Origin of the sequence: Pectobacterium sp. A5351, assembly GCF_028335745.1 — a bacterium.
Taxonomy (GTDB): domain Bacteria; phylum Pseudomonadota; class Gammaproteobacteria; order Enterobacterales; family Enterobacteriaceae; genus Pectobacterium.
This window is the reverse complement of record NZ_CP116477.1, coordinates 3,510,492-3,535,224: the sequence shown is the minus strand read 5'-3', so window position 1 is coordinate 3,535,224 and position 24,733 is coordinate 3,510,492. Positions and strand designations below refer to the sequence as shown.

Annotated in this window: 19 protein-coding genes; 7 read left to right on the top strand and 12 right to left on the bottom strand. The window is 52.5% G+C overall.

From position 1 onward, the window contains the following. The first annotated feature begins 313 nt into the window (after positions 1 to 313). The 3 genes from O1Q74_RS16310 to O1Q74_RS16300 all read left to right on the top strand — a co-directional run bounded on the left by O1Q74_RS16310 (position 314) and on the right by O1Q74_RS16300 (position 2,975). Positions 314 to 835, top strand: a complete 522-nt coding sequence (locus O1Q74_RS16310) for a sigma-70 family RNA polymerase sigma factor (RefSeq protein WP_271874652.1) — start codon at positions 314 to 316, stop codon at positions 833 to 835. Continuing rightward, complete coding sequence (locus tag O1Q74_RS16305; RefSeq protein ID WP_271874651.1) at positions 832 to 1,782, top strand: DUF4880 domain-containing protein; 951 nt, start codon at positions 832 to 834, stop codon at positions 1,780 to 1,782. The genes O1Q74_RS16310 and O1Q74_RS16305 overlap by 4 nt, the downstream gene beginning before the upstream one ends. A gap of 182 nt (positions 1,783 to 1,964) precedes the next feature. Beyond that, on the top strand, positions 1,965 to 2,975 hold the full coding sequence (locus tag O1Q74_RS16300; RefSeq protein ID WP_271874650.1) for an AI-2E family transporter: 1,011 nt from the start codon (positions 1,965 to 1,967) through the stop codon (positions 2,973 to 2,975). Between the two features lie 360 nt (positions 2,976 to 3,335). Here O1Q74_RS16300 and O1Q74_RS16295 read toward each other — a convergent pair whose 3' ends face one another. Then, complete coding sequence (locus O1Q74_RS16295) at positions 3,336 to 4,862, bottom strand: MFS transporter (RefSeq protein ID WP_271874649.1); 1,527 nt, start codon at positions 4,860 to 4,862, stop codon at positions 3,336 to 3,338. Between the two features lie 383 nt (positions 4,863 to 5,245). Here O1Q74_RS16295 and O1Q74_RS16290 point away from each other — a divergent pair, with 383 nt between their 5' ends. Further along, positions 5,246 to 5,620 (top strand): hypothetical protein, encoded by a 375-nt coding sequence (locus O1Q74_RS16290; protein ID WP_271874648.1) that lies wholly within the window; start codon positions 5,246 to 5,248, stop codon positions 5,618 to 5,620. Here O1Q74_RS16290 and O1Q74_RS16285 read toward each other — a convergent pair. Continuing rightward, on the bottom strand, positions 5,613 to 7,100 hold the full coding sequence (locus tag O1Q74_RS16285) for a mannitol dehydrogenase family protein (RefSeq protein ID WP_271874647.1): 1,488 nt from the start codon (positions 7,098 to 7,100) through the stop codon (positions 5,613 to 5,615). The genes O1Q74_RS16290 and O1Q74_RS16285 overlap by 8 nt on opposite strands. A 322-nt stretch (positions 7,101 to 7,422) precedes the next feature. On the opposite strand from O1Q74_RS16285, the gene O1Q74_RS16280 reads away from it, so the two are divergent. After that, positions 7,423 to 8,700, top strand: coding sequence for an O-acetylhomoserine aminocarboxypropyltransferase/cysteine synthase family protein (locus O1Q74_RS16280; RefSeq protein ID WP_271874646.1), 1,278 nt, complete (start codon positions 7,423 to 7,425; stop codon positions 8,698 to 8,700). Between the two features lie 75 nt (positions 8,701 to 8,775). Here O1Q74_RS16280 and O1Q74_RS16275 read toward each other — a convergent pair whose 3' ends face one another. The 4 genes from O1Q74_RS16275 to nifJ form a co-directional block, all read right to left on the bottom strand. Next, complete coding sequence (locus O1Q74_RS16275) at positions 8,776 to 9,846, bottom strand: L,D-transpeptidase family protein (protein WP_271874645.1); 1,071 nt, start codon at positions 9,844 to 9,846, stop codon at positions 8,776 to 8,778. Between the two features lie 184 nt (positions 9,847 to 10,030). Further along, complete coding sequence (locus tag O1Q74_RS16270) at positions 10,031 to 10,828, bottom strand: deaminated glutathione amidase (RefSeq protein WP_271874644.1); 798 nt, start codon at positions 10,826 to 10,828, stop codon at positions 10,031 to 10,033. A 25-nt stretch (positions 10,829 to 10,853) separates the two neighbouring features. Beyond that, positions 10,854 to 11,390 (bottom strand): cytochrome b561, encoded by a 537-nt coding sequence (gene cybB, locus O1Q74_RS16265; RefSeq protein ID WP_271874643.1) that lies wholly within the window; start codon positions 11,388 to 11,390, stop codon positions 10,854 to 10,856. Between the two features lie 287 nt (positions 11,391 to 11,677). Beyond that, positions 11,678 to 15,211 (bottom strand): pyruvate:ferredoxin (flavodoxin) oxidoreductase, encoded by a 3,534-nt coding sequence (gene nifJ, locus O1Q74_RS16260; protein WP_271874642.1) that lies wholly within the window; start codon positions 15,209 to 15,211, stop codon positions 11,678 to 11,680. Between the two features lie 514 nt (positions 15,212 to 15,725). Between nifJ and O1Q74_RS16255 the strand changes: the two genes are divergently transcribed. After that, positions 15,726 to 16,151, top strand: coding sequence for a hypothetical protein (locus O1Q74_RS16255; RefSeq protein WP_271874641.1), 426 nt, complete (start codon positions 15,726 to 15,728; stop codon positions 16,149 to 16,151). Between the two features lie 105 nt (positions 16,152 to 16,256). On the opposite strand, the gene O1Q74_RS16250 is transcribed toward O1Q74_RS16255, so the two are convergent. The 3 genes from O1Q74_RS16250 to O1Q74_RS16240 all read right to left on the bottom strand — a co-directional run bounded on the left by O1Q74_RS16250 (position 16,257) and on the right by O1Q74_RS16240 (position 20,604). Further along, entirely contained in the window at positions 16,257 to 17,825 is a 1,569-nt protein-coding gene (locus O1Q74_RS16250) for a glycoside hydrolase family 43 protein (protein WP_271874640.1), read from the bottom strand. A gap of 52 nt (positions 17,826 to 17,877) precedes the next feature. Further along, positions 17,878 to 19,314 (bottom strand): glycoside-pentoside-hexuronide (GPH):cation symporter, encoded by a 1,437-nt coding sequence (locus O1Q74_RS16245; protein ID WP_271874639.1) that lies wholly within the window; start codon positions 19,312 to 19,314, stop codon positions 17,878 to 17,880. Positions 19,315 to 19,671: 357 nt separating this feature from the next. After that, entirely contained in the window at positions 19,672 to 20,604 is a 933-nt protein-coding gene (locus O1Q74_RS16240) for a LysR substrate-binding domain-containing protein (protein ID WP_271874638.1), read from the bottom strand. Positions 20,605 to 20,709: 105 nt separating this feature from the next. Here O1Q74_RS16240 and O1Q74_RS16235 point away from each other — a divergent pair, with 105 nt between their 5' ends. After that, positions 20,710 to 21,192, top strand: a complete 483-nt coding sequence (locus O1Q74_RS16235; RefSeq protein ID WP_271874637.1) for a GNAT family N-acetyltransferase — start codon at positions 20,710 to 20,712, stop codon at positions 21,190 to 21,192. Positions 21,193 to 21,235: 43 nt separating this feature from the next. On the opposite strand, the gene O1Q74_RS16230 is transcribed toward O1Q74_RS16235, so the two are convergent. The 3 genes from O1Q74_RS16230 to O1Q74_RS16220 all read right to left on the bottom strand — a co-directional run bounded on the left by O1Q74_RS16230 (position 21,236) and on the right by O1Q74_RS16220 (position 24,705). Beyond that, complete coding sequence (locus O1Q74_RS16230; protein WP_012773404.1) at positions 21,236 to 21,862, bottom strand: LysE family translocator; 627 nt, start codon at positions 21,860 to 21,862, stop codon at positions 21,236 to 21,238. 251 nt (positions 21,863 to 22,113) lie between these two features. Continuing rightward, the gene (locus O1Q74_RS16225; RefSeq protein ID WP_271874636.1) at positions 22,114 to 22,896 is read right to left on the bottom strand and encodes a transporter substrate-binding domain-containing protein; all 783 of its coding nucleotides are present in this window, start codon (positions 22,894 to 22,896) and stop codon (positions 22,114 to 22,116) included. 702 nt (positions 22,897 to 23,598) lie between these two features. Continuing rightward, complete coding sequence (locus O1Q74_RS16220; RefSeq protein WP_271874635.1) at positions 23,599 to 24,705, bottom strand: NADH:flavin oxidoreductase; 1,107 nt, start codon at positions 24,703 to 24,705, stop codon at positions 23,599 to 23,601. Positions 24,706 to 24,733: the final 28 nt, after the last annotated feature.

The following is a 24,733-nucleotide window of genomic DNA, read 5'->3' as shown; positions in this document are numbered from 1 at the left end:
TGAGGTTGCTGACAAAGTCCGTAGAGCGGGAGTAACGGATAGATCGTAAAGACGCTGTGAATACGTCCATGTACGCTCGGCTTGCGCCATCCCTGGCGCAAACGCTTTACTCTTCTATTCCGTTACTCCCGTTTTCATTCGGCAAATAGGTTCTTCAACGGTCTGGAGCCCTTGGGCTTCTTTCTTTTTTGCTCCACACGCCCCGCTATTTCCTTATTTTTACCGTTCTCGGCACGATAGACGTGAATAGTCGTTGACTTTACTTTTAATGATAATGAAAATCATTTAATTGCTGTCACATTGAGCGAATACCGTGAAGAGTCCCGCAGCAGTCTGCCCCAATCAGCCTGAAACCTTAAACGTTCAGCGGATTTATCATGACCATCATGCCTGGCTACAGGCGTGGTTGCGTCGGCGTTTGGGGTGTTCACAGCAGGCAGCGGATCTGGCACAGGATACGTTTCTACGGTTGATTTGCCAGCATTCGGTCGAGCGCATCCGTGAACCACGCGCCTGGTTAACGACCGTGGCTCATGGGCTGATGGTGAATCACTGGCGGCGTAAAGACATCGAAAATGCCTATCTTCAGGTGCTGACAGAGCAGGAGTTTCATTTTTCTCCCTCGCCAGAGCAACAGGCTATGGTGGTTGATGCGCTGTTGGCCATCGATCAGATGCTGGCGACGCTGCCCGGCAAAGTACGTCAGGCATTCTTGCTGGTGCAGCTTGACGGTTTGACCTATCGACAGGTTGCTGAACAATTAGCCGTTTCCGAGCGAATGGTAAAAAAATATATGGCACAAGCGATGATGCATTGTCTATTGTGTCAGGAATGATGATTTCTTCTATCACGTCTTCTATTCCCAAAGATGTTCTTTATGCTGCCGCTGAGTGGTATGCCACGCTGTATGATGAAGACTGCTCCGAGCACGATCGTCAGGCATGGCAGCGCTGGTTACACCAGAATGAAACCCATCGGCTTGCCTGGCAGCAGGTTGAACAGATTCATGCCCGTTTCCATGTGGTAGATAGCCAGTTGGCCTCTTCGGTGCTGAGTAAGCGCGGTGAGGAACGTCGCCGTATGCTCAAACTATTGGCGATTGCCTGCCTTACCGGGGGAGTGGGCTTTAGCCTGCCGTGGGAAAGTTATGCTGCCGATTACCGTACGGGCACGGGGGAAACGCGTGAGCTCAGCATCGAAACGGGGATGACTGTCTGGCTCAATACGGATTCGGCATTGAATCAGCAGGGCAACTCGGCGTTGTCTCAGCCGCTGATGTTGCAATTGATCAAAGGTGAGTTGATGTTGGACAACCAAACGGCGTATGCAGCCCGGTTGACCACGTCCCATGGCGATCTTGCCGCTTCTGCACATTCGTGCCAATTAGCGCTGCGTTATACGTCTGCACACAGCGTGCTCTCTGTTTTTAGCGGTGAGGTTTTGCTACAAACCGCAGTCCCCACGGTGCAGCGGGTGACGGCCGGGCAGCAGGTTATCTTTACCCGCAACAAGATCAGTGAACCGACCCCCGTTGAGAATTTCCGTCAGAGCTGGCGTAAGGGACAACTGGTCGCGGATAACATGCCGTTAGGGCAGTTCATTAATGAAGTTTCCCGCTATCACAATGGTTATTTTCATGTTGATTCTGCGGTTACAACGCTACGGATTTCGGGCGTTTTTCCGCTGCATGAAACCGATCGCCTGCTTGATGCCGTTGCGCGGACGCTGCCGGTGAAGGTGACCCGGCGTTTTTCCTGGTGGGTGGATATCCGGCCAAGTTAAAACACTGCTGGTATTTCGTCAGTAAAACACCAAAAATATTCTTCGTTTGTTATCTGGTTGGTTATCACTCGCAGACGAAACGCAAATCTGGCGCATATATATCAATCTGTTGATACCGAAAAAGGCGTAGCATACTCCACAACGAGTATTCTCGGCGTTGCCTCTTCATATGGGAAGTCATCATGCAGTTACTGAACCTGAAACAAGCTCGCCTGTTGAGCTTTTTCTTTATTATGGGTGGCCTGCTTATATTGCTGCCTTTACGCCTGCTGGCCTGTTTTATTGCCGGTTTTTTGGTGTATGAAATCGTGAATTTACTGACGCCTTATTTTCAACGGGTCATCAGCGGTAAGCGCGCCCGTTGGATTGTGGTCGCGGTGATCAGCACATTGGTGGTCAGCCTGTTGAGTTTACTGTTTGGTAGCTTGGTCGGGCTGTTGATGCAGGAAATGAAGGATACGGCGGCATTCAATGTGCGTATTGGCTATATCCTCAATGACATCCAACAGCAGGTCGCCCACTATCTACCGGGGTATCTGCCGGTCAGTGTTGAAGAACTTCAGCGCGAGCTGCTGCAATGGGTTCAGGCGCATATTGTGATGTTGCAGAATATGGGGAAAAGTTTCCTGCATGGATTTGTGACGATGTTAATCGGTATGGTGCTGGGGGCGATTGTGTCGCTTTATAACGTCGATCAGGACACCGAGAAGCCATTACTCAAAGCCGAGTTGCTGCGTCGGGTGACATTGTTATCGGCATCGTTCCGCAATATTGTTTTCGCTCAGGTGAAAATCTCTACGGTTAATACGGTACTGTCTGCCATTTTTATTCTGGGCGCTCTGCCGCTGTGTGGTATCTATCTGCCATTTGCCAAAACGCTGGTGGTGCTCACCTTCATTTTCGGTCTGTTGCCGGTGATCGGTAATCTGATTTCCAACTCGATTGTTTTTCTGTCGGGTTTATCGCTTTCGCTGCCGATCGCACTGGTTGCGCTGGTCTATTTGATGCTGATTCATAAGCTTGAATACTTTTTGAACGCGCAAATCGTTGGCACGAGAATCAAAGCTCACGCGTGGGAAATTCTGCTGGCGATGTTGGTGTTTGAAGCGGCATTTGGGTTGTCCGGTGTTATTGCTGCACCGATATACTACGCCTATCTGAAAAGTGAATTGAAAGAAGCGTCTTTGATTTAATGCTGCATTTTGACAGAGGATTGATGATGCAATCCTCTGCCATATCCTGCTCGCTCAGTTAATCAAAATATGAAGCGCTAAATGAATCAGCCCAATACGAGATTGGGCTGATTGAGGTTGCTGATAAAGGCCGCCGAGCGGTAGTAACGGATAGATCGTAAAGACGCTGTGAACACTTCCCTGTGCGCTCGGATTGCGCCATCCTTGGCGCAAACGCTTTACTCTTCTATTCCGTTACTCCCGTTTTTGTTCGGCAAAAAGGTTCGTCAACGTTCTGAGTCTACCCAATACGGAGTTGGGCTGATTGTTTTTAGTTGATACCTGTCTTCAATAAACCTCTGTATAAACGATCGTCTTCGATTAATGCTGCGCAGTAGCAACCTGCGGTTTCGCCTCTTCAGACTGAACGCCTAACGGGTTGTTGCCCCAGCATTTCTCATATTCCCAGCCTGTCAGTTCTTCCGCAACCGCACGTGCGTGAGGTGGGACATCGGCGATCGCGCCACCCGCTTTGATACGTGCAATTTCTTCCAGCAGAATGGCATGGTTCTTACGATCCAGCTTCATCTGCGTGGTGTAGTAAATAGCAACCAGCGCAAGACCGATAACACCCAGTGAGAACACGCCAACAATCGCCTGTACGGCTGATTCTGGTTGTACTGACTGCCCGGAGACAAAGCCGAATTGGCTTAGCGTCCAGCCCATTGCGAAGACAATCACCGAGCGCACCATTTTGCCGGCAAACGTCATGGCGCCCGCGTAGATCCCTTCACGGCGACGACCGGTCAGGACTTCATCCACGTCAGCCAGGAAGGTATAAACCGTCCAGGGAATGTAGTAAATGCCGCCCGTGCTCAGGCCAAATACGGCGGTAATGGCAAACAGAATAAAGATGGTCATATCTTCTGACCAGTTAGCGAAATAGAGCGCGGCGTAGGCTATAACGCTGACAATCACCACCATCAACGCCAGACGAAACGGTCGCGCAAAGCCCATCTTGACGCAGATACCGATGAAGGCCGCGGTAGAAATAAGCTGCATGACCGAGCTGAAGCTATTGAGGTGTGACACCAGCGCCGTGTTCTGCTTCAGACCGAAAACGATGAAGTAGGTGAATGCGGAAGCGAACAGCCACTCAGCACCAAAGCCAAACAGGTACATTCCCAGATGCTTGCGGAAAATACGCAGGCGGAAGGTAGAAGCCATATCCACGCTCAGCTTTTTCATCGCCTGCCACAGGCTAGAGGTGCTTTCACGGACGATTTCGTTGACCGGGCGCTCCCAGGATGTCATATACAGCGCGATCATCGCTGCACACATAATGGCGCCGTAGACCAGGCCGGTGTAGAAGAATGGCGTCGCGGAATCTTTACCGTAGACGGCAATAAACTGCCCGGGAATGAATGCCGCCAGGAAGTTGGCGATTTTGCCGAAAATGGCTTTAGAACCCGTCAGCTTGGAACGCAGTTTGAAATCAGACGTCATTTCGGTAGCCAGCGTTTCATACGGCACCATGATCGAGGTGTAAATCAGCTCGAACAACACGTATGTCGCTAGGTAGTACCAGAAACCAAAGCCATCAACCCACAGCATCGGGTAGACCAGAACCAGCGGGACACCCAGTAAAATAAAGAAGCGACGGCGGCCAAATCGGCGACCAACACGGGTGTTGTAGAAGTTATCACTGATGTACCCCATGATGGGGTTACTGATAGCATCAATGATGCTGGCAACGGAGAAAATGGCCGCGGCTTGAACCAATGTTAATCCACAAAATGTGGTGTAAAAGTACATCAGCCATGCGCCGCTGATAGCAAGCGCACCACTGCCAAGCAGGTTTGCACTGCCGTAGCAGAACGTATGTTTAAAAGAGATTGGTTTATTCATGATCAGCCTAATTACAAATATGAAACAATATTTCAGTTCGATTGAACTATCATTTCTTTATAATTTGCTCTATTGAAAAGAAAGTAAACTGACGATCACGCTTTCGCGCGCTTTTAATGACGATCTGTCAGGTAGATCATGAAATAAGATATTTTAATTTGCTTTTTATAATTTTCTGATCATGAGTTTATGTGCTTAAGTTATGATATATGTATATTTATTACATTTTAGCAGTATGCATGCAGATTGGCGACGAGCCGACATTGAGCGCTGCCCCACAAATCGATAGCGTGATATGAAATAACGCATTGACCTCAGAGAGGAAATATCGTCATCATCCCGCCCAGTTCAATCTACCGTCTTTTCTTATCAGGAGTCGCAACGTGAGTCATTTGATGATCTACGCCGTCATTTATGTGGTTTTTATTGCTGTGGTTGGGTTGTTTGCTTTTCAGGCCTGGTTACCGACTTCCGCGCCACGCGGGCTGAGAGATCGCGCGGGGATTCTGGTTGGGGTATTACGTTGCGTCACCCTGTTTCTCGTTGTCTCCGCAATGCAAATTTTGTTTCCCAATTCGCTGCTGGATAAGCTTGTCTGGCTGGTTGCCGCTGGGCTATTGCTGATCGCCGTGATTGGTGGGGGAATGAGTTGGTCATCGCTGCCGTGGCTGGATGCAACAAAAGGGAAAAGCCGCACTTTGGCTCTGGGAGTCCAAAGTGCGTTGTACCTGGGTTTGCTTGGATTTATCGTTATATAAAGTCTTGTACCAGTGCGGCCACGGTGTTCTTTGCGCCGTGATCGCGCAGCTTCAGATAAGCCTGTGCGATGGCGTTAAAGACATCGTGATTGGCAGGCAGATCCTCGCCGAAAATAGAACGAATATTGAGAAACGCACTGACCCGCTCGGCGCTGTCTGATGTTTCCTCCACGATGTTCCTGAGCTTGTCAGCCAGCGGATCGCGGATTTCAATCGGGTTGCCTGCGTCATCTTCTCCGCTGACATAACGCATCCAGCCAGCGATGCCCAATGCCAGACAGCGATAGTCTCCTCCATTGCTCACGTGCCACCGTAGTGATTCCAGCATGCGCTGAGGTAATTTCTGTGAACCGTCCATGGCAATCTGCCACGTCCGATGCTTGAGCGCCGGGTTGGAAAAACGGGTCAGTAGCTGGACGGCGTAATCTTTCAGATCGATATCCACGACGCTAAGCGTCGGCGCCTGTTCCAGCAGCATGAGATGAGACACGGCCCGGCGATAGTTCTCGTCATTCATACAGTCGCTGACGTGATCGTAACCGGCGAGATAGCCCAGGTAGGCCAAAAATGAATGGCTGCCGTTCAACATACGCAGTTTCATTTCTTCGAACGGCAGTACGTCATGTACCAGCTGTACGCCTGCTTTCTCCCATTCTGGGCGTCCGGCAGTGAAATGATCTTCGATTACCCATTGAATAAAAGGCTCACAGGCTATCGCACAAGGATCGGCAACGCCAAGGTGCTCGGCAATTTCCTGCAAGGTTTCCGGTGTTGCCGCAGGGACAATCCGGTCCACCATCGTATTCGGGAAAGAAACCTGTGCGTCGATCCAATCGATCAGGCTCTGATCGTTGATCCCCGCAGATTCCAGCACGGCGGCTTTGGCTGTTTTGCCATTTTCCGGCACGTTATCGCAGGAGAGTACGGTGAACGGCGCGATTCCACGTTCGTGACGCAGGCGTAGTGCTTCCGCCAGCAAACCAGGTACCGATGCGGGGTGACGGGGATCGATGAGATCCTGTTGAATCAGCTTATTGGTACGATCCAGCTTGCCGCTTGTACCGTCCATACAATACCCTTTTTCGGTAATCGTCAGGGAAACGATGGCGGTTTCTGACGCGGCAAGTTTCTCAATAATGGCGTTAATGCCTTCTATTTTAGCATGTAACGATTCACACACGGCCCCAACGACAATCGACTGATTGCCCGTCGCAGCTTTTTCCATCACGGTAAACAGATGACCCTGCTGGCGCAGCGCATTGATCATCGTATCGTCGCTGAAGAGTACGACTTCACAAATTCCCCAGTCTCCTCCCGCCCTATTGAGTACGCGATCGGTGAGCAGTGCCTGATGAGCACGATGAAAAGCGCCAAAGCCGATATGGACGATGCGCGGCTTTAGCGCCTTACGATCGTAGCGGGGAAATTGGACGCTGTCAGGCAATTCGCAGGTAGCGATATTTTTTATTTTATCAGTCATTTATTGCGCTTTCGGGTGGGGGGAACCATGACGTTAAAAGTAGCCGTGATTTGCAGGCGGTGCAATACAAGACGCGCAGATAGGTTACGGTGCGCACGTTTTTTTCTCCGCGCGAATTCTATCGCTTTTTCAGATTCGCTTCTTTGGCCACATGCGGTTTTGTGAGGGAGCTTCAGCCTAATGATGTAACGCTGAAATTTAGTCTTGTTTTTACTAACTTATCTCCATTTCTTCTACATCATCAAGTGCTTTTCCCGAGCGCAGTCTGCTATTTTGTGTCGATATTTTCCTCACTCCAACGAATAACAAAAAGGCCCGTAAGATGAAACTTGAATCCCTCGCGCTACATCATGGTTATGAATCTGAAGCGACAACGAAGTCCGCAGCCGTGCCGATTTACCAGACGACGTCTTACACATTTGACGACACGCAACACGGTGCCGATCTGTTTGATCTGAAAGTGGCAGGCAATATCTATAGCCGTATCATGAACCCGACGAACGCCGTGCTGGAGCAGCGACTGGCGGCGATTGAGGGCGGTATTGGCGCGCTGGTGCTGTCATCCGGTATGGCGGCGATTACTTATTCGCTTCAGGCGCTCACGCAGGTTGGGGACAATATCGTCAGTACCAGCCAACTGTACGGCGGGACCTATAACCTGTTTGCTCATACGTTGCCGCGTCAGGGCGTTGAAGTGCGGATGGCCTCTTTCGATGATTTTACGACGCTGGAGTCGCTGATTGACGAGCGCACTCGCGCCGTTTTTTGTGAATCTATCGGGAATCCGGCGGGAAATATTGTGGACATTGCCAACATCGCGGACATTGCGCATCGCCACGGCGTTCCGGTAATTGTCGATAATACCGTGGCGACGCCGGTGCTGTGCCGACCTTTTGAGCACGGTGCCGATATCGTCGTCCACTCGCTGACCAAATATATCGGCGGTCACGGCACCACGATTGGCGGTGTGATTATCGATTCCGGCAAGTTTGACTGGGTGGCGAATAAATTGCGTTTCCCGTTACTGAACGAGCCCGATCCCTCTTATCACGGCGTGGTGTATACCGACGCTTTCGGTCCGGCGGCCTATATCGGACGCTGCCGGGTGGTGCCATTACGCAATACGGGCGCGGCGCTTTCCCCTCACAGCACGTTCTTGCTGTTGCAGGGGCTGGAAACCCTCAGCCTGCGTATCGAACGCCATTGCAGCAATGCGGAAGCGTTGGCTGGCTACCTGAATCAGCATCCGCTGGTTACCTGGGTGAACTATGGCGCGTTGCCGGATAGCCCCTATAAAGCAAACTGCGACAAAATTACCTCGGGTAAAGCGTCTGGGATTATCAGTTTTGGCATTAAAGGTGGGAAAGCGGCAGGCGGCCACTTTATTGATGCGCTGAAGATGATCTTACGGCTGGTTAATATCGGCGATGCCAAATCGCTTGCGTGCCATCCTGCCAGTACCACGCACCGCCAGTTGAATGCGGAAGAGCTGGCGAAAGCGGGCGTGAGTGAGGATCTGGTCAGAATTTCAGTCGGCATTGAGCACATTGACGACATCATCGCTGATGTGGCGCAGGCGCTGGAAGCTTCGCAGAAGTAGGAAGAAGTAGTAAACGGTAGGGGAATGAAAGAAACGCGTTGGAAACCTGCATGGGTTTCCAACGCGTCATCGCGATTACGAACGGCTGGAGTCGGTCGCAGTAGTCGGCGGCTGTGATTCAACCGGTGCGGCATTTTGTACCGCACTAATGCTATCTTGCGGCTGTGCTTCTGGGGTAGCCGGTACCGCCGCAGATTCAACCGGAATAGCCGGGGGCTCTTGCTCGATCAGACCATTGATTTTGGTCGGCATACCAGAACGTATCTGGATTGCCTGAGCAACTTCGCTGGTGTTCACGCTGGCGTCGGCCAAGACTTTGCTTACGATGGGCGTGATGCTGATCGGTGCCGGAGATGGAGAATGGAATTCTTCTATCGTGCGGGACAGTGGATTGTGAACCTCAACATAGCGTGAACCATCTGGCTCCACGGTGGCTTTCACTGGCTCATTGATGAACTGAACGCGAGTACCGACCGGAACGTGGTCGAACAGATACTTGATATCATCGGCACGCAGACGAACGCAGCCGTGGCTTACGCGCAGGCCAATACCGAAGTTGGCGTTGGTGCCGTGGATCGCGTACAGGTTGCCGATGTACAGCGCGTACAGACCCATCGGGTTATCAGGGCCTGCCGGGAAAACTTTTTGCAGCGTCTCGCCGCGTGCTGCGTATTCGGCATGCATCTTGGCGGTTGGCGTCCAGGTTGGACCCGCTTTCTTACGTTGAACGGAGGTCGTCCAGTTGATTGGCGTATCTTTACCTAACTCACCAATCCCGATTGGCAGCACGACCACGGTTTTGGAGCCTTTCGGGTAGTAGTACAAACGCATTTCTGCGCTGTTGATAACAATGCCTTCACGCGGGGCATCCGGCAGAATCAACTGATGAGGAATCACCATTTTGCTGCCGGGAACGGGCAGGTAAACGTCCGCATCAGGGTTGGCTTCCAGCATGTTGCTCAGACCCATTTGGAATTGTGCGGCAAAATGCTCCAACGGCTGCGTGCTATCTTCCGGTACGGTGATTTCGATATTCTCGCCTATCAATCGGCTATTCGCCGTAGGCAGAGGATAAACAACGGCAAAGGCAGCCTGGCTGAATGCGGCGGCGGCAAGAACTACAGTAAAGATCGCGCGAATACTCATTTTCGTTTCTTTATTTGAGTGGTAAATGCACCCCCCGAATCAGGAGGCTGGTCTGCTAAGGTCGCGTTGGCGACCGGATGCGCATTATATGTGCAGAATGGCCTCCGAGGGAAACAACATGTGTAACTAATCACACTTTTTGGCGCACGAATGAGAAAGAAAGCGGCTTAGAGTGAACCGCCACTCAATTTTCCCCGTCTAGCGTGGGTTTCTGAAAGCGTCGATTAGCCAATACCGGGAGAGCCTGACGAGCGTACGCCAGCCGTTCCGGCTCAATGTCGGCATACAGCAGAGCTGGTGTTTCCGGTGCCTGAACCACAACAACGCCTAAAGGATCGACCACCATGCTGTTGCCGATATTCTTGACGCCGCATTCGCCAACGGCGACGAGATAAGTGGTGTTTTCCAGTGCTCTGGCGCGCACCAGCAGTTCCCAGTGCGCTTCTTTCAGCGGTCCTTTAATCCAGGCGGAGGGGAGAACGAGGACATCTGCACCGTCCAGCACAAGACGGCGGGCAAGTTCAGGGAAGCGAATGTCATAGCAGGTCATCAGCCCGACGTTTAACCCGGCGATGGTCAACAGCGGTGGAATGGCTTCACCTGCCAGTACGTTTTCCGATTCCTGTACGGAAAAGGCATCGTACAGATGCAGTTTTCGGTATTGCGCGACGATCTCGCCGTTGCGCAGTGCCAGTAGCGTATTCCAGACTTTCCCTTCGCCGTTTGGGATATGCACACACAGCATGGTCGTCAGGTTGTTGCCTTTGCTGGCTTCCAGCAGATGCGAAATAAACGGGCCATCAAGTGGCTGAGCGGCGGTAAGTACCATGTTGGGATTGGTGATATCACGGGCTAGCACGCCTTCAGGCAGCACCAGCAGATCGGCACCGTTTTGCTGTGCTGCCGACATGAATTCAGTGATGGTCGTGGCGTTTTGTTGCCACTCGCGGTCAACGGCGAATTGCCCCAGTGCGACTTTCATTCTTGCTTGCTCCTTCGTTGCCCGATTAATCGCGCTTGGCTGGCATCATGCGCAGCAGCGTGTTGTCTTTCATGACATAGTGGTGGAACAAGGCGGCGGCGGTATGCGCGGCAATGAGCCAGTAGCCTAACGGTGCCAGCGTTTCATGCCAGCCAATCAACGTTTCAGCAAGGTCGAAATTCGGCGTCGCGGCGGTTGGCATGCCGATACCAAAAAGCATCCAGTCCCGTCCGCTGTAATAGCGTGAGGCAACGCCCAATATCGGCAGCGTGATAAACAGGAGATAAATAACGGCGTGGGTGAGCGACCCCAGCGCACTTTGCCAGCGAGGGGGCTGTGGCGTAATAGCGGGGGAGGTGTGCCGATGGCGCAAGAACAGACGAGCCAACATAAGAACCAGTATGGTTACGCCACAGCTAAAGTGCGTCACCATCATCACGGTGCGCAGCAGCGAACCGCGTTCAGCAAATCCGCGTAGCTCGATGGTGGCATAGGTCACAACGAGCAACAGAAAAACCAGCCAGTGCAATGCAATCTGCGATGGTGCGAACTTTCCTTTCATGTTTCTTCCTCTGCGACTGTGAGAGCGGTTTGACGTGGTAACGGGCAAATAATCTCATAAAGTATAAGGTAACTTGCGTCTTGTCAGCCCCTCTTTACTGTGCCTGACAAACCGGGCGGTTTGCGCTGGGTTCTTCGGTATTCAGCCTCGTTTGGATAGGGGAAAACTGCCAATAAAAAATTTCCGGGAGAAATTTTTAACGTGGCATCAGCAACGGCCCGTAAGGGTGGTGGCCGGGGATGCCACGTCATAAAAAACCGGCCGAAGCCGGTTTGAAAGACGAGGAGTTATTCCTGCGGGTTTTTCTCTGCCTTGCCGGCCATCATGGTCAGGAAGTCAAAGCGGCGACGCAGATCCAGCTCTGCTTCTTCATAGAGCTGCGCGGTTTCTTCCGGCATCATGCTATTCAGGCGGCGGAAGCGTTGCTCTTTCAACAGCGTTTCACTCAGGCTGCTTGATGGCGGACGAGAATCGGTGACCAGCGCGGCTTTCCCCTCTCCGGCACGACGGGGATCGAAGCGGTAGAGCGGCCAAAAGCCCGTGGCCGTCAATTGGCGCATCTGATCGTGGCTGAATGCCAGATCGTAGCCGTGCTCTTCACACGGACTGTACGCGATAATCAGCGATGGACCTGGCCAGGCTTCGGCTTCCTGAATCGCTTTTACCGTCTGGTTCAACTGCGCCCCCAGTGAGATCTGCGCGACATACACGTGACCGTACATCATGACGTTGATGCCGAGATCCTTACGCGCTTTGCGTTTGCCTTTCTCGCCAAACTTGGTCACTGCGCCCAGCGGCGTCGCTTTGGATTGCTGCCCGCCGGTATTGGAGTAACACTGGGTATCAAGTACCAGCACGTTGACGTTTTCACTTAGGCTCATGACGTGATCCAAACCGCCATAGCCGATGTCGTAAGCCCAGCCGTCACCGCCGATGAGCCAGATGGATTTATCGACAAAGTGGTCGGATTCGCTTGCCAGCACGCTGGCGTCGGTATCATTGATGGCTGCCAGCAATCCACGTAGTTGTTCGATCTGCTGACGGCGCAGATCGGGCGCGATGGATTCTTCCTGCAATGCGTTCACCAGATCCGGCGGTAGCTGCGGTGCCAGCTTGTTGAGCAGGCGCACGGCACGCTGACGGTGCTGATCGACGCTCAGGCGGAAGCCCAGACCGAATTCAGCGTTATCCTCGAACAGCGAGTTAGCCCAGGCCGGGCCGCGACCGTTGGCATCGGTGGTCCACGGCGTGGTGGGCAGGTTACCGCCATAAATCGATGAACAGCCTGTTGCATTCGCCACCAGCAGACGATCGCCATAGAGCTGTGTCAGCAGCTTGATGTACGGCGTTTCGCCACAGCCGGAGCAGGCACCGGAGTACTCGAACAGCGGTGAAATCAGCTGAGATGTACGGATATCAATACGTTCCAGCGCAGATTTGTCGATTTCCGGTAATTGCAGGAAGAAATCGAAGTTCTCTTTTTCCGCCGCCAGATTATCCAGACGGGATTCCATATTGATGGCTTTGATTTCTGGGTTCTGACGGTCTTTAGCCGGACAGACTTCTACGCACAGGTTACAGCCGGTGCAGTCTTCCGGTGCAACCTGCAACACATATTTCTGGCCGCGCATGTCGCGTGCTTTCACATCCAGCGATTGCAGTGAGGCAGGCGCATTTTCCATCGCATCAGGCTGGACGACTTTGGCACGGATCGCCGAGTGCGGGCAGGCGGCGACGCAGTGGTTACACTGTGTACAAAGCTGCGGTTGCCAGAGTGGAATCTCTTCCGCGATATTGCGCTTTTCCCACTTGGTGGTGCCAGTCGGCCAGGTGCCATCGGGCGGCAGTGCTGAAACAGGTAGCGTATCGCCCAGTCCCGCCAGCATGGCGGCCGTGACGGTTTTGACGAAATCGGGCGCGGCGTCGGAAACCACCGGCGGGCGCTGCGGGCTGTCTGGGTTGACGGCATCCAGCGGCACGTCGGCCAGCGCGTCCAATGTGGCGCTCAGCGCCTGCCAGTTGCGTTCAACCAGTTCCTGACCTTTACTGCCGTAGCTCTTGGCGATGGCGGTACGCAGTTTTTCCACCGCCACATCGGCTGGCAGAATCTGTGACAGATGGAAGAACGCCATCTGCATGACGGTGTTGATGCGTGCACCCAGATGGCATTCACGGGCAATCTTGGCGGCGTTGATGCAGTACACACGGGCATTGCGCTGGTTCAGCTCTGCCTGCACTTCTTGTGGCAAGCGGTGCCACAGATCGTCGCTGCTATACGGTGAGTTGATCAGGAAAACGCCGCCGGGTTTCAGGCGTTCGACCATGCTGTATTTGTCGATAAACTGCCACTGATGGCAGGCGACGAAATCTGCCTGATCGATCAGGTAGGCTGAGTTGATCGGGTGCGGGCCCACGCGCATATGGGAAACGGTCAGGCTACCGGCTTTCTTCGAGTCATAGACAAAGTAGCCTTGCACAAACATCGGGGTGGTTTCACCGACGATTTTGATCGCATTCTTGGTCGCGGAAACGGTGCCGTCACTGCCCAGGCCGTAGAACAGCGCTTCGAGCGATGCGTTACCTGGGAAATGCTGTTCCGGCAGTGGCAGGGAAAGATGGGTGACATCGTCATAAATCCCTACTGTGAAGCGCGGTCGTGGGTTGGCGAGTGCTAACTCATTAAAGATCGCCTGTACGCACTGCGGGGTAAATTCTTTGGAGGACAGCCCGTAACGACCACCAATGACACGTGGCATAAGTGAACGCTCACCTGCGGAGAACGCCTCGGCCAGCGCGGTCATCACATCGAGGTATAGCGGTTCTGCCAGCGCTCCCGGTTCTTTGGTGCGATCCAGCACCGCGATGCTTTTCGCCGTTTGCGGAATCACTGCCAGCAGATGTTTGGCGGAAAACGGGCGGTACAGGCGGATTTTCACCACGCCGATTTTCTCACCGCGCATCAACAGTGTATCGATTACCTCTTCGCAGGTGCCGACGCCGGAACCCATCAGGACGACGATTTTAGTCGCCTCCGGGTGGCCGTAGTATTCAAACGGCTGGTACTGGCGCCCTGTCGCAGCGGCAAAATCGTTCATCGCCTGTTCAACATGCTCATAAGCGGCGTCGTACCAGCGGTTGGTTGCTTCGCGCGCCTGGAAGAAGGTATCTGGGTTTGAGGCGGTTCCACGAATCACCGGCCGTTCTGGTGTGAGCGCTCGCTCACGATGTGCATCAATGGCCTGCTGCGGTAGCAGTTGGCGAATCACCTCATCGCTCAGCGGCTCAATCTTATTGATTTCGTGCGAGGTGCGAAAACCGTCAAAGAAATGGATAAACGGCAGACGGCTGTTCAGGCTGGCGATTTGTGAAATCAGCGCAAAGTCCTGCGCTTCCTGCACATTGCTGGCGCACAGCATGGCGCATCCCGTCTGGCGCACGGCCATGACGTCAGAATGATCGCAGAAAATGGAGAGCGCATGCGTCGCAACCGTACGGGCAGCGACGTGCAGGACAAACGGGGTTAGCTCGCCGGCCAGCTTATACAGCGTAGGGATCATCAGCAGCAGGCCCTGCGATGAGGTAAATGTGGTCGCGAGTGTGCCCGTCTGCAATGCACCGTGGACGGTAGCGATCGCGCCGCCTTCCGATTGCATTTCCACAACGCGAGGCGTATCGCCCCATATATTCAGCTCGCCGTCGCTCGACCAGGCCGCAGCCTGTTCAGCCATGCTGGAACTGGGAGTGATAGGGTAGATGGCGATGACTTCATTGGTTCGCCAGGCCACGGAGGCGACGGCGTTATTAGCGTCGGTGGTGATCATGACTTATAGCCTTTTTGCTCACTAAGCCCCTCATTTTACATGGTCTTTTCGAGCGATGAAAATGACTGGGCATAAACGAAAATACGATTTTTATCGGAGGATTATCGCATTTCAGGAAAAAAGAGGGTGGAACGATGTAAGCGGAGTTGTATCAAACTGTGTTTTATCCCCGTCATACTTCAAGCTGCATGTGCGTTGGCTTTCCTCGCTCACCTCAGTCACTTACTGATGTAAGCTCCTGAGGACTCACTGTGTCGCCGCCTTCCTGCAACTCGAATTATTTAGGGGATACCCCGTCATACTTCAAGCTATCTTTCTGCGCGTGGCTTTCGTGATGAGAACGAACCTGCGTTTCTTAAAACAGGCCGTTATTATACACCTCAGAGCGGATTGATGTCTTTTTGTACCTATTCAAGGGTACCGCCGTGTGATTTTGTTTGCTCATTACTGCCATGACAGGTAGCGTGCTTATACTAAAATAACATCTGTAATGAATGTATGAAGGAACCGAACGATGGCAAATGATGAAATAAAAAATAAACTGGTTTCCGTACTGGCTTCACAACAGGCGCAGGGAAAAACGCCAGAACAGGCTGTCGATCATATCCTTCAGGCATTGGGAGGGCGAGCGGGGGATGTGTCCCGTATTTCGGTTTTGACGTCGACATTAATTGCCGATGTGCTTTACACCGTGTATCAGGAGACGATCACGCATCAGCAGATTGCAGTGATTTTACGCAAGTTGGGCTACGCCGCACGTGACATCGCTGTTGCATCACACACTATCTATCCGCAACTGAGCGTTCAGGATATCGGCCAGCTTTTGCAGAGCCCGGAGATTTATCCGACGATCGATCGTGCAGCGCTACTCGACGCACTTACCTACGCAAATTTTTCCAAAGTGGAAAGCGAGCAGGCTGCTGACGCGCTCGGCGTGTAATACCGGAACAATGTGATACCAGAGCAATGTGATACCAGAAAAACGTAATACCAGTACCGAGGATCTGACAGCCTGACGCGTGATTTTCCTATAGCCGCTATCGGGCTATTGATCGATAGCGGTGACTTTCACCTCTTTAACCTGAGCATGACTCCCGCTGTTTCCTGATGCTGTGGTCAGCGCGTACAGCCCCACTTTGGCGCCTACCCATTTGCCCGGTCCTGCGGCGAAGCTATCGTCAAGCACCGTATATTCCCCATTCTTGGTCCGCCAGGCGAACTGGCAAATTGCGTTCTGCCGCACCCTGACACGCAGGGTGATGTTTTGAGTTTCCGGCAACATCGCCACATGCCTCTGGTGCTGCTCCAACTGCTGTGCGTCGCTCATCCAACCAAATCCGGTGACCCATTCAAGACCTTCCGCACCTTTCTCAATGCCGAGGAACGCGAAACGCTCGCCATAAATAATCAGGCCACAGCGATCGCCGACTTGCTCCAGAACGGGCGTCAACTGCGTGGTGAACTCAAATTCCTCAGCCGGAAATTTTTGCATCAGCAGATTAGGCACGTCATACCAGGAAGACTCACCTTCACGGGTAGGCATGGGCTGACAGAACAGCTGAAGCCCCGGATGGGTAAGCGCTAGCCAGCGCTCGTCGGGATTGGCTTGCCACTGCCACTGCCGCCCCAGCGTAGCCGAAGAGAAATCGTCGGAAGTCGGTGGCTGCTGCACACTAACGGAGGCACTCACGCGAGGTTTATCCGCTTCCAGCACGGGTTGTCCTATTCCCTGCGCATTATGGTGTTCGCCGATCAGCGGCCAATCATCCTGCCAGCGCATTGGTTGTAGATGAACGACCCGACCATAAGCATGGCGATCCTGAAAATGTACAAACCAGCTTTCACCGTTGTCTAATTCGATCCAGCCGCCCTGATGCGGGCCATTAACCGATGTGCTGCCCTGATGCAGTACGATCCGGCTCTGCCATGGCCCCTCCAGCGAACGTGCACGCAGCACGGTTTGCCAACCGGTTGGAACGCCACCTGCTGGGGCGAAAATGTAATACCAGCCGTTACGCTTATACAGCTTTGGCCCTTCGATGGTTGGCTGTGTTGCCCGCCCATCGACCACGATCCTTCCGTCATCAAGCAGGGAACGACCATCTTCTGCCATTTTGCACAGTTGCAGCAGGTGTTTCTTACCGCTACGGCTGAAGGCAAAAGCGTGGATTAACCAGGCGGTGCCGTCGTCATCCCAGAACGGGCATGGGTCGATCCAGCCTTTAGCCTGCTTCAGACAATGCGGCGTACTCCATTCACCTCTGGGATCGTCAGCCTGTGACATAAAGATCCCGTCGTCGGGCGTGCTGAAAAACACCCAAAATTTTCCGGCATGATAGCGAATGCTGGGTGCCCACACGCCTTTTCCGGGCTGAAAGTGTTCGTATTCTGGCAGATTGAATCGGCTGAATACGTGGTTGATCAGCGTCCAGTTCACCAGATCCTGAGAATGCAGGATCGGTAGCGCGGGCATGTGGTTAAAGCTGGACGACACCATGTAAAAGTCGTCACCGACGCGCACGATGTCAGGATCGGAATAGTCGGCGCATAAAATCGGATTCTTATAACGTCCGTTGCCCAAATCTGGGTTCCAGGGAGAATGTGCTGTACTCATGTCATCGTCCTGAGAGTAAAGGCGGGCAGCGTGCTACCCGCAGGTCTTGCGATCAGGCTGCGCCTTTTGGCGTCAGGCCTTGATCGACAGGAAGTTCGCTTTCCGGCGCGCGGTCAGCCGTGCTGTGACGCTTCGCTAAATCAGCCTGAATGTTTTCCATCGTCTTATCGTCCAGCTTGTAAAAGCGTACCAGCCAATACAGAACCAGATAGGAGAGCGATGGCCCGATGCTCAGTAGGCCGATAATACCGGCGGTGGCGAGCGGTGTTTGCGTGGGGGAACCGGCGACATAGCCGAACCAGCCGAGTGAAAAGCCGACCAGCGCACCCGCAACCGCCATACCCAATTTCAGCGCGAACAGGTTGCCGGAGAACGACAGACCGGTAATGCGGCGGCCTGTTTTCCACTCGCCGTAATCGGCGGCATTCGCCATCATGTTCCATTTGAACGGTTGATACATCTGGTGGAAAAAGCCGATCAAAAAGTAGAGCGGGAAGACGACCGCCAGCCACTGTGGCGGCACCATAAACAGGATGACACCAACAAACACCAGCAGCAGGTTGATGTTCTTGAACAGACTTATGCTACTGAATCGCTTGCCAAAGTAGCCCGCCATCATTGCACCAATAATGGTGCCGACGACGCTGGTGGTAATAAATGCGGATTTCATTGCCGTTCCGGCGGCGCTGCCTTGGTCCGGCCCGACCATCAGGTAGGTTGCGTAATACAGCGTCGCCGCACCGCGCATGACGCCAGCCATGCTGGAAAAGAATGTAATGATGGCCACAATGCGCCACTGATCGTTGCTCAGCAGGTTTCTGACATCGTCCCAGACGTTCTGATTGTTATCCACCGCGGGGTTAATACGCTCCGTTGTGGTGAAAAAGCAGAAAAACAGCATCACGACGGCCAGGCAGCCCATGATCATCATGGTGCCCTGATAGCCCAATTGCTTGTTGGTGCCGCCAATCCAGTCGACCAGCCACAGCGTGCCGACCGACACCAGTAGCCCTGCTATTGAGGAGATGGTAAAGCGGTAAGACTGCGCGGAAATTCGGTCTTTTTCATCGCTGGTGATAACACCGCCGAGCGAACAGTAAGGGATGTTGATAAAGGTATAAAACAGCATCAGCAGCGTGTAGGTAATGTAGGCATAAACCAGCTTACCCGTGCCGTTCAGCTCTGGCGTGGTGTAGGCCAGCACGGCAATCACGGCGTAGGGGACGGCAAACCAGACCAGCCATGGGCGGAAGTGACCCCAGCGGGTTTTGGTACGGTCTGCAATGATGCCAATTAGAGGATCAACGATGGCGTCCAGCACGCGCGTCACCAGGAACATGACCCCCACCGCCGCGGCGGAGATGCCATAGATATCCGTATAAAAGTAGGTAAGAAACATGGTTACGGAAGAGTAGACGATGCCACAGGCTGCATCGCCCATGCCAAAGCCGATTTTCTCCGCAACGCTCAGCTTATTATTGTTGGTCATTGGAAACTCCAAAGATGATTGAGGAACTTCTTGCCAGGCTCGCGGCTATTGTTATCCCCTTGGTGGGGATTAACTATTGCGGATTTTATTAAGAAGGTTACGTTTCTTGGTATGTGTTAGACAGGTCACAAAAAAATGACAGAGGGAATAGCGTGAAGCAGACGATATGCGGAGTTATTTCCATTTTATATCAATAGATTAATATGGTCTTTTTGTTGTTTTATCTGTATGACAAGTTATCTTGCGGGTCTCTTTATCGGGAAAATAGCTCTCTACGGGCGTTTCTCTCGGCTCGTAATTGGGGTGATTTTGGGGTGAAAACGTGGCTATAGCTGTGTGAGATGGCAGTGCATCAGGCTAGCTAATGGGATGTATCACCAGGCTGTGTAACAGGTTTTTAATCCACTGGCTTGCTTCCGAACGGCTATTGCGGCGGTGATGATAAATCTTCACACGATAGGGCGGCACAGTGAAAGGCAGGGGGTGGATCCGTAACGGTAGGAGTTGTGCAAAAATTGTCGCGATATTGCGCGGTAATACCATGATCAGCGTTGAATCGGCGATGATAAATGGTGCGCTCATCATGGATGGCGTTTTCAGTGCGACATGGCGTTTCTTATTGAGTTGATCCAATGCATAGTCAATCACTCCACGGGATTCATTCCACGGCGTCACCACAAGATGCTGGGCGGCAAGGTAATCATCCAGCGTAAGCGACTCGCCTGACGGATAATCCGCGGCGGTGATGATGACATAGCTGTCTTCAATCCAGTCTATCTCCTCAATTTCCTGGTTCTCCGATTGCGTCATGTCGGTGAACCCTAAAGCAAAATCGATTTTCCCTGCCAGCAAATCCGTAATCGCGACTTTCTGCGGCGAATAGACCAGATTGAATGTGATATGGGGTGCCAGCTTCTCCATTTGCGCCATCAGCGTAGGAAAGACTGAAAACGCGGTGTAATCGGTGATGGAGAAGGTGAAACTTTCCGTACTGTGGGCGGGGTTAAAACGTGGACGTGGCATCAGACCTCGCGTTAGCAGTGCCAGACTTTCCGCGATCGGCTCCGCGATATCGTCCGCCAGGACGGTCGGGTGCATGGTGTTGCCCACACGAAAAAACAGCTCATCGGAAAACGTATTGCGCAGCCGCGCGAGCGCATGGCTGACTGCCGATGCGCTCATCGCCAGATCTTTTGCCGCTGTGGCGACGGATCGATGCTGGTACACGCTGTTAAATACCACCAGCAAATTTAAATCGATACGCCGTAAATCCAGATGCATGATGTTCATCAGTCGCTGTAGAAAATGCAGTTCATACAGTATTTTTAATCCGGTAGCATGGCAAGCCTCGATTATTGTTGGTACTGGAAAGTCGTTCCGGAGAAAAGAAGCTTTATGAATATTGTCATCCGTCCTGCACAGAAATCTGACGCGAATGTGATTTTGGATTTAATTATTGAGCTTGCCGTGTACGAGAAAGCGCGCCACGAAGTATTGGCCTCGCTTGAGGATATTGAGCGCTCACTATTTGGTGAAGAGGCGACGGCGGAAACGCTGATTTGCGAGATTGACGGTAAGCCTGTCGGCTATGCGATTTTCTTCATGAGCTATTCAACCTGGCTGGGGAAATACGGCATTTATCTGGAAGATCTCTACATCGCGCAGGCATATCGTAATGCGGGAGCGGGCAAGGCTCTGCTGAAACAGGTGGCTTGTCTGGCGCAGGAAAGGCAGTGCGGGCGGCTAGAATGGAGCGTGCTGGACTGGAACCAACCCGCGATCGATTTCTATAAAAGCATTGGCGCGAAGCCGCAGGATGAATGGGTTCGCTATCGGATGGACGAGAAGGGCATTGCTGATTTTGTCACGGCATCGTAACGGTGTAGCTCCTGCCAGCCTGAAAGCAGCAGGAGCCCGTCAATTAACGTGTTGACGCCGCCAGCGTGGTGCCTGCCAGAATAAAGATCCCGCCCGTCGAGCGGTTAAACAGCTTAATACGGCGTGGGTTGGAGAAAAGACCCGATAAACGGCGGCCGGTGCAGGCATAGATAAACATGATGCTGAAATCGAAGACCGCCCAGGTTACCGCCAGAATGATGAGCTGCAAGGCATGCGGGGCGTTGGTATCGATAAAATTGGGGAAGAGCGCAGCGAAAAACAGTAGATCTTTCGGATTACTGATCCCAACCAGAAAGCCTTTGCGGAATAACGGAAACCAGCCTGGAGCCGAGGCTTCCTGCACGTCCTGTTCTGCGGTACTCATATCCTTGGAACGCCATGATGCGATGCCCAGCCAGATGAGATAAACCGCACCAATAATTTTTAATACCATGAAGGCAGTGGTTGACGCCGCGAGGATGGCTCCTAGCCCCAATGCTGAACAGGACATCAAAATCATTGCCGCGCTGACGCCGCCGAGCACGGTCGCTGTTGCGCGTGAAGCGCCGTAGCGTAAACCGTGCGACATGCTGATTAAGGCGGATGGGCCCGGAATGGCAATCAGGGCGATGATGATGCCTGTATAAGCCAGCCAGAGGTGAAGGCTCATGATTTCTCCTGCGTGTAGTTCACTGTGAAAGCGGTGATGTTAAGCAGAATATATTCACATATATATCGCTAGTTTTCCAACGCGCGATGGTAACAGAAACAGGGCCGATGCTTTATCAACATTCTGTTGCTGACGCGGTTGAAGGACATGGAGCATGGCGGAGTGCGGCCTGCCTCGGCGAAATATCCCGGTCTTGTTGTTGACCGGGAGAGAGGCTGAGCATGAAAAGAATGAGTGAATTGAAGCTGATATTATTCCTTCACACTTAAATCGATATCACCAAAATAGCGTTTCTTTATTTTTGCATACAGGCCTTTTTGGACGATATCTTTCAGTCCTTGATTAATGAGTTGCTTTGTTTTCGTATCGTCTTTGCGTATACCGTATGCGGAACCGAGACTAAATAAATCCGCATCAGTGACCTCTGGGCCTTTTAACTCAAAATCTTTGCCCTGTGGCGTTTGTAAAAATCCAAACTCTATGGCAACCGAGGGGGACAACGCACCTTCAACTTTGCCTGAATGTAAACTCTCATAAATAGCTTCCTGATCACGATAGCTTTTAACCATCACTCCGGCGGGAAGCCAATATTTATTGGCATAGGCTTCCTGAATGGTGCCTTTCTGTACTGCGATCTTTTTCCCACGTAGCAGATCCACATTGGGAAGAAGGTTTGACTCTTTCCTTGCGACAAGTTTAGTGGGGACGTGAAAGACGTAGTTACTGAAATCTATCGATTCCCTTCTCGTACGCGTGACTCCAAGTGGAGCGATCACATCTATTTTTTTCGCAAGAAGGGCGGAAATCTGAGAATCGAACGTATTGACGATATAATCGCATTTTGCGTTGATTGATTTGCAGATGGCATCAGTGATTTCTATGTCAAAGCCCGATGGATTACCGTTTTTATCCATACTCTGAAAGGGGGAAAACGTCAAATCGACACCAATACGCAGTATGTCCGATTTGGCAAATGCAAAGGGAGAAATAGCAAAAATGACAACGAACTTTAGGATAGATAATTTTCTGAACATAGCAGTCACACCTCTTTTTAGTTGTATAAAATAAATCTCAACATTCCGGTATTCATGTCATCGCTAGTGATAGAACGTGAGCGGGTACTGCGTTATCTTCAGCCCCCTATTTGAAAATCGACATTAATTTACACTTGAAATTATAACAATATGTTATTATGTGCTTTCGGGATGTAAAATTGCGCTATCGGTGATGTCCAGGCGTGTAAATAGGAAATACATTCCAATCAGTCATTTCATTTTGGGCAGGATGCTTGTGTACTGCATACCGGAAACGGATCTGAGCCCATTTCCGGTATTTTAATTTATTCGCCTGGCTGAACGGGTCAGCAACGCTGTGGAATTATCATGGCTGTGGTTTCGTTGGTGATATCTGGTTCGGCGGTGGCTGATTGGAAACCCCATAAAACTATAACAATACCCTCTCTCGCGGAAGTGTTTACAACTGGTGGCATCGGGTTTCTATCGCTTTCATATTGATCCGGTGTCTGTCGGTTCGTTATAACCATGTGATATTCGATAGTCCTTCAGGCCATGGTGAATACCAGTGAACAGTAGTTTTGGTGAAGAAAAATAACCCATGGTCTTACGCTAAGTCCGGCTTTATACCCGAGATTTTTCGACTGCGAGTTTTCCTCCGCAGCGGTGGGTTCCAGGCCAAAGCCGGCATGTCTTAATGATGCAGTCTGCGACTGTAGTCGCTTACTTCAGTGCCGCTAGATCTTCTGCCCGAAAACCGTGCAGCTCGTCTGTACGGCCTGAGCGAACTTTCTGCACCCACTGTGGGTCGGAGAGCAGCACGCGACCGATCGCTATCAGGTCAAACTCCCCACGCTCCATTCGTACGTGCAGGTTATCCAGCTCGGCCGTTTCGGATCCCTGGCCGCCAAAGGCACCGAAGAAATCACCGGACAATCCTACCGACCCCACACTGATAGTCGCCGCGCCCGTGAGTTTTTTTGCCCAGCCGGCAAAGTTAAGTCCTTCACTGCCATCAATGTCTGGGAACTCCGGCTCCCAGAACCGGCGCTGTGAGCAGTGCAGAATGTCCACGCCTGCCTCAACCAGCGGTGCAAGCCACTCCGTCATCTCCTGCGGAGTTTCTGCCAGACGCGCCGCGTAGTCTTGCTGCTTCCACTGGCTGACGCGCAGAATAAGCGGGAAGTCTGGTCCCACCGATGTGCGTACCGCGCGCACGATCTCAGCCGCAAAGCGGGAGCGTTCGGCGATGGTTTTTCCGCCCCAGGCGTCAGTACGCTGGTTGGTTCCCTGCCAAAAGAATTGGTCAATGAGATAACCGTGCGCGCCGTGCAGTTCAACGACATCAAAACCCAGGTGTTTTGCATCCGCGGCAGCGCGGCCAAAGGCGGCGACCGTATCGGCAATATCTTCTTCTGTCATAGCCACGCCGCGCACATCACCCGGACCGACAAGGCCTGAAGGGCTTTCAACCGGTGCATCTGGTTCCCATTCCCCGCTGCGCGTTGAACCGGTGTGCCAGATTTGCGGGCCAATACGCCCGCCAGCCGCGTGCACGGCTTCTGCCACCTGTTTCCAGCCCGCGAGCGCTTGCTCACCATGGAAGAAGGGAATGCCCGGCATATTGCGTGATGCAGGGCGGTTGATCACGGTTCCTTCGGTCAGAATAAGACCTGCTTCACCTTCCGCGCGGCGGCGGTAATAATCGGCGTTAGGCTGACCCGGAATACCTTCCGGTGCCATACCTCGGGTCATGGGAGCCATCACGATACGGTTCGGCAGCGTCAGACTCTTCAGGGTGAAGGGAGAAAACAATACGTTATCGGACATCGTTGCATTCCTTTTCAAATAGTTCGGG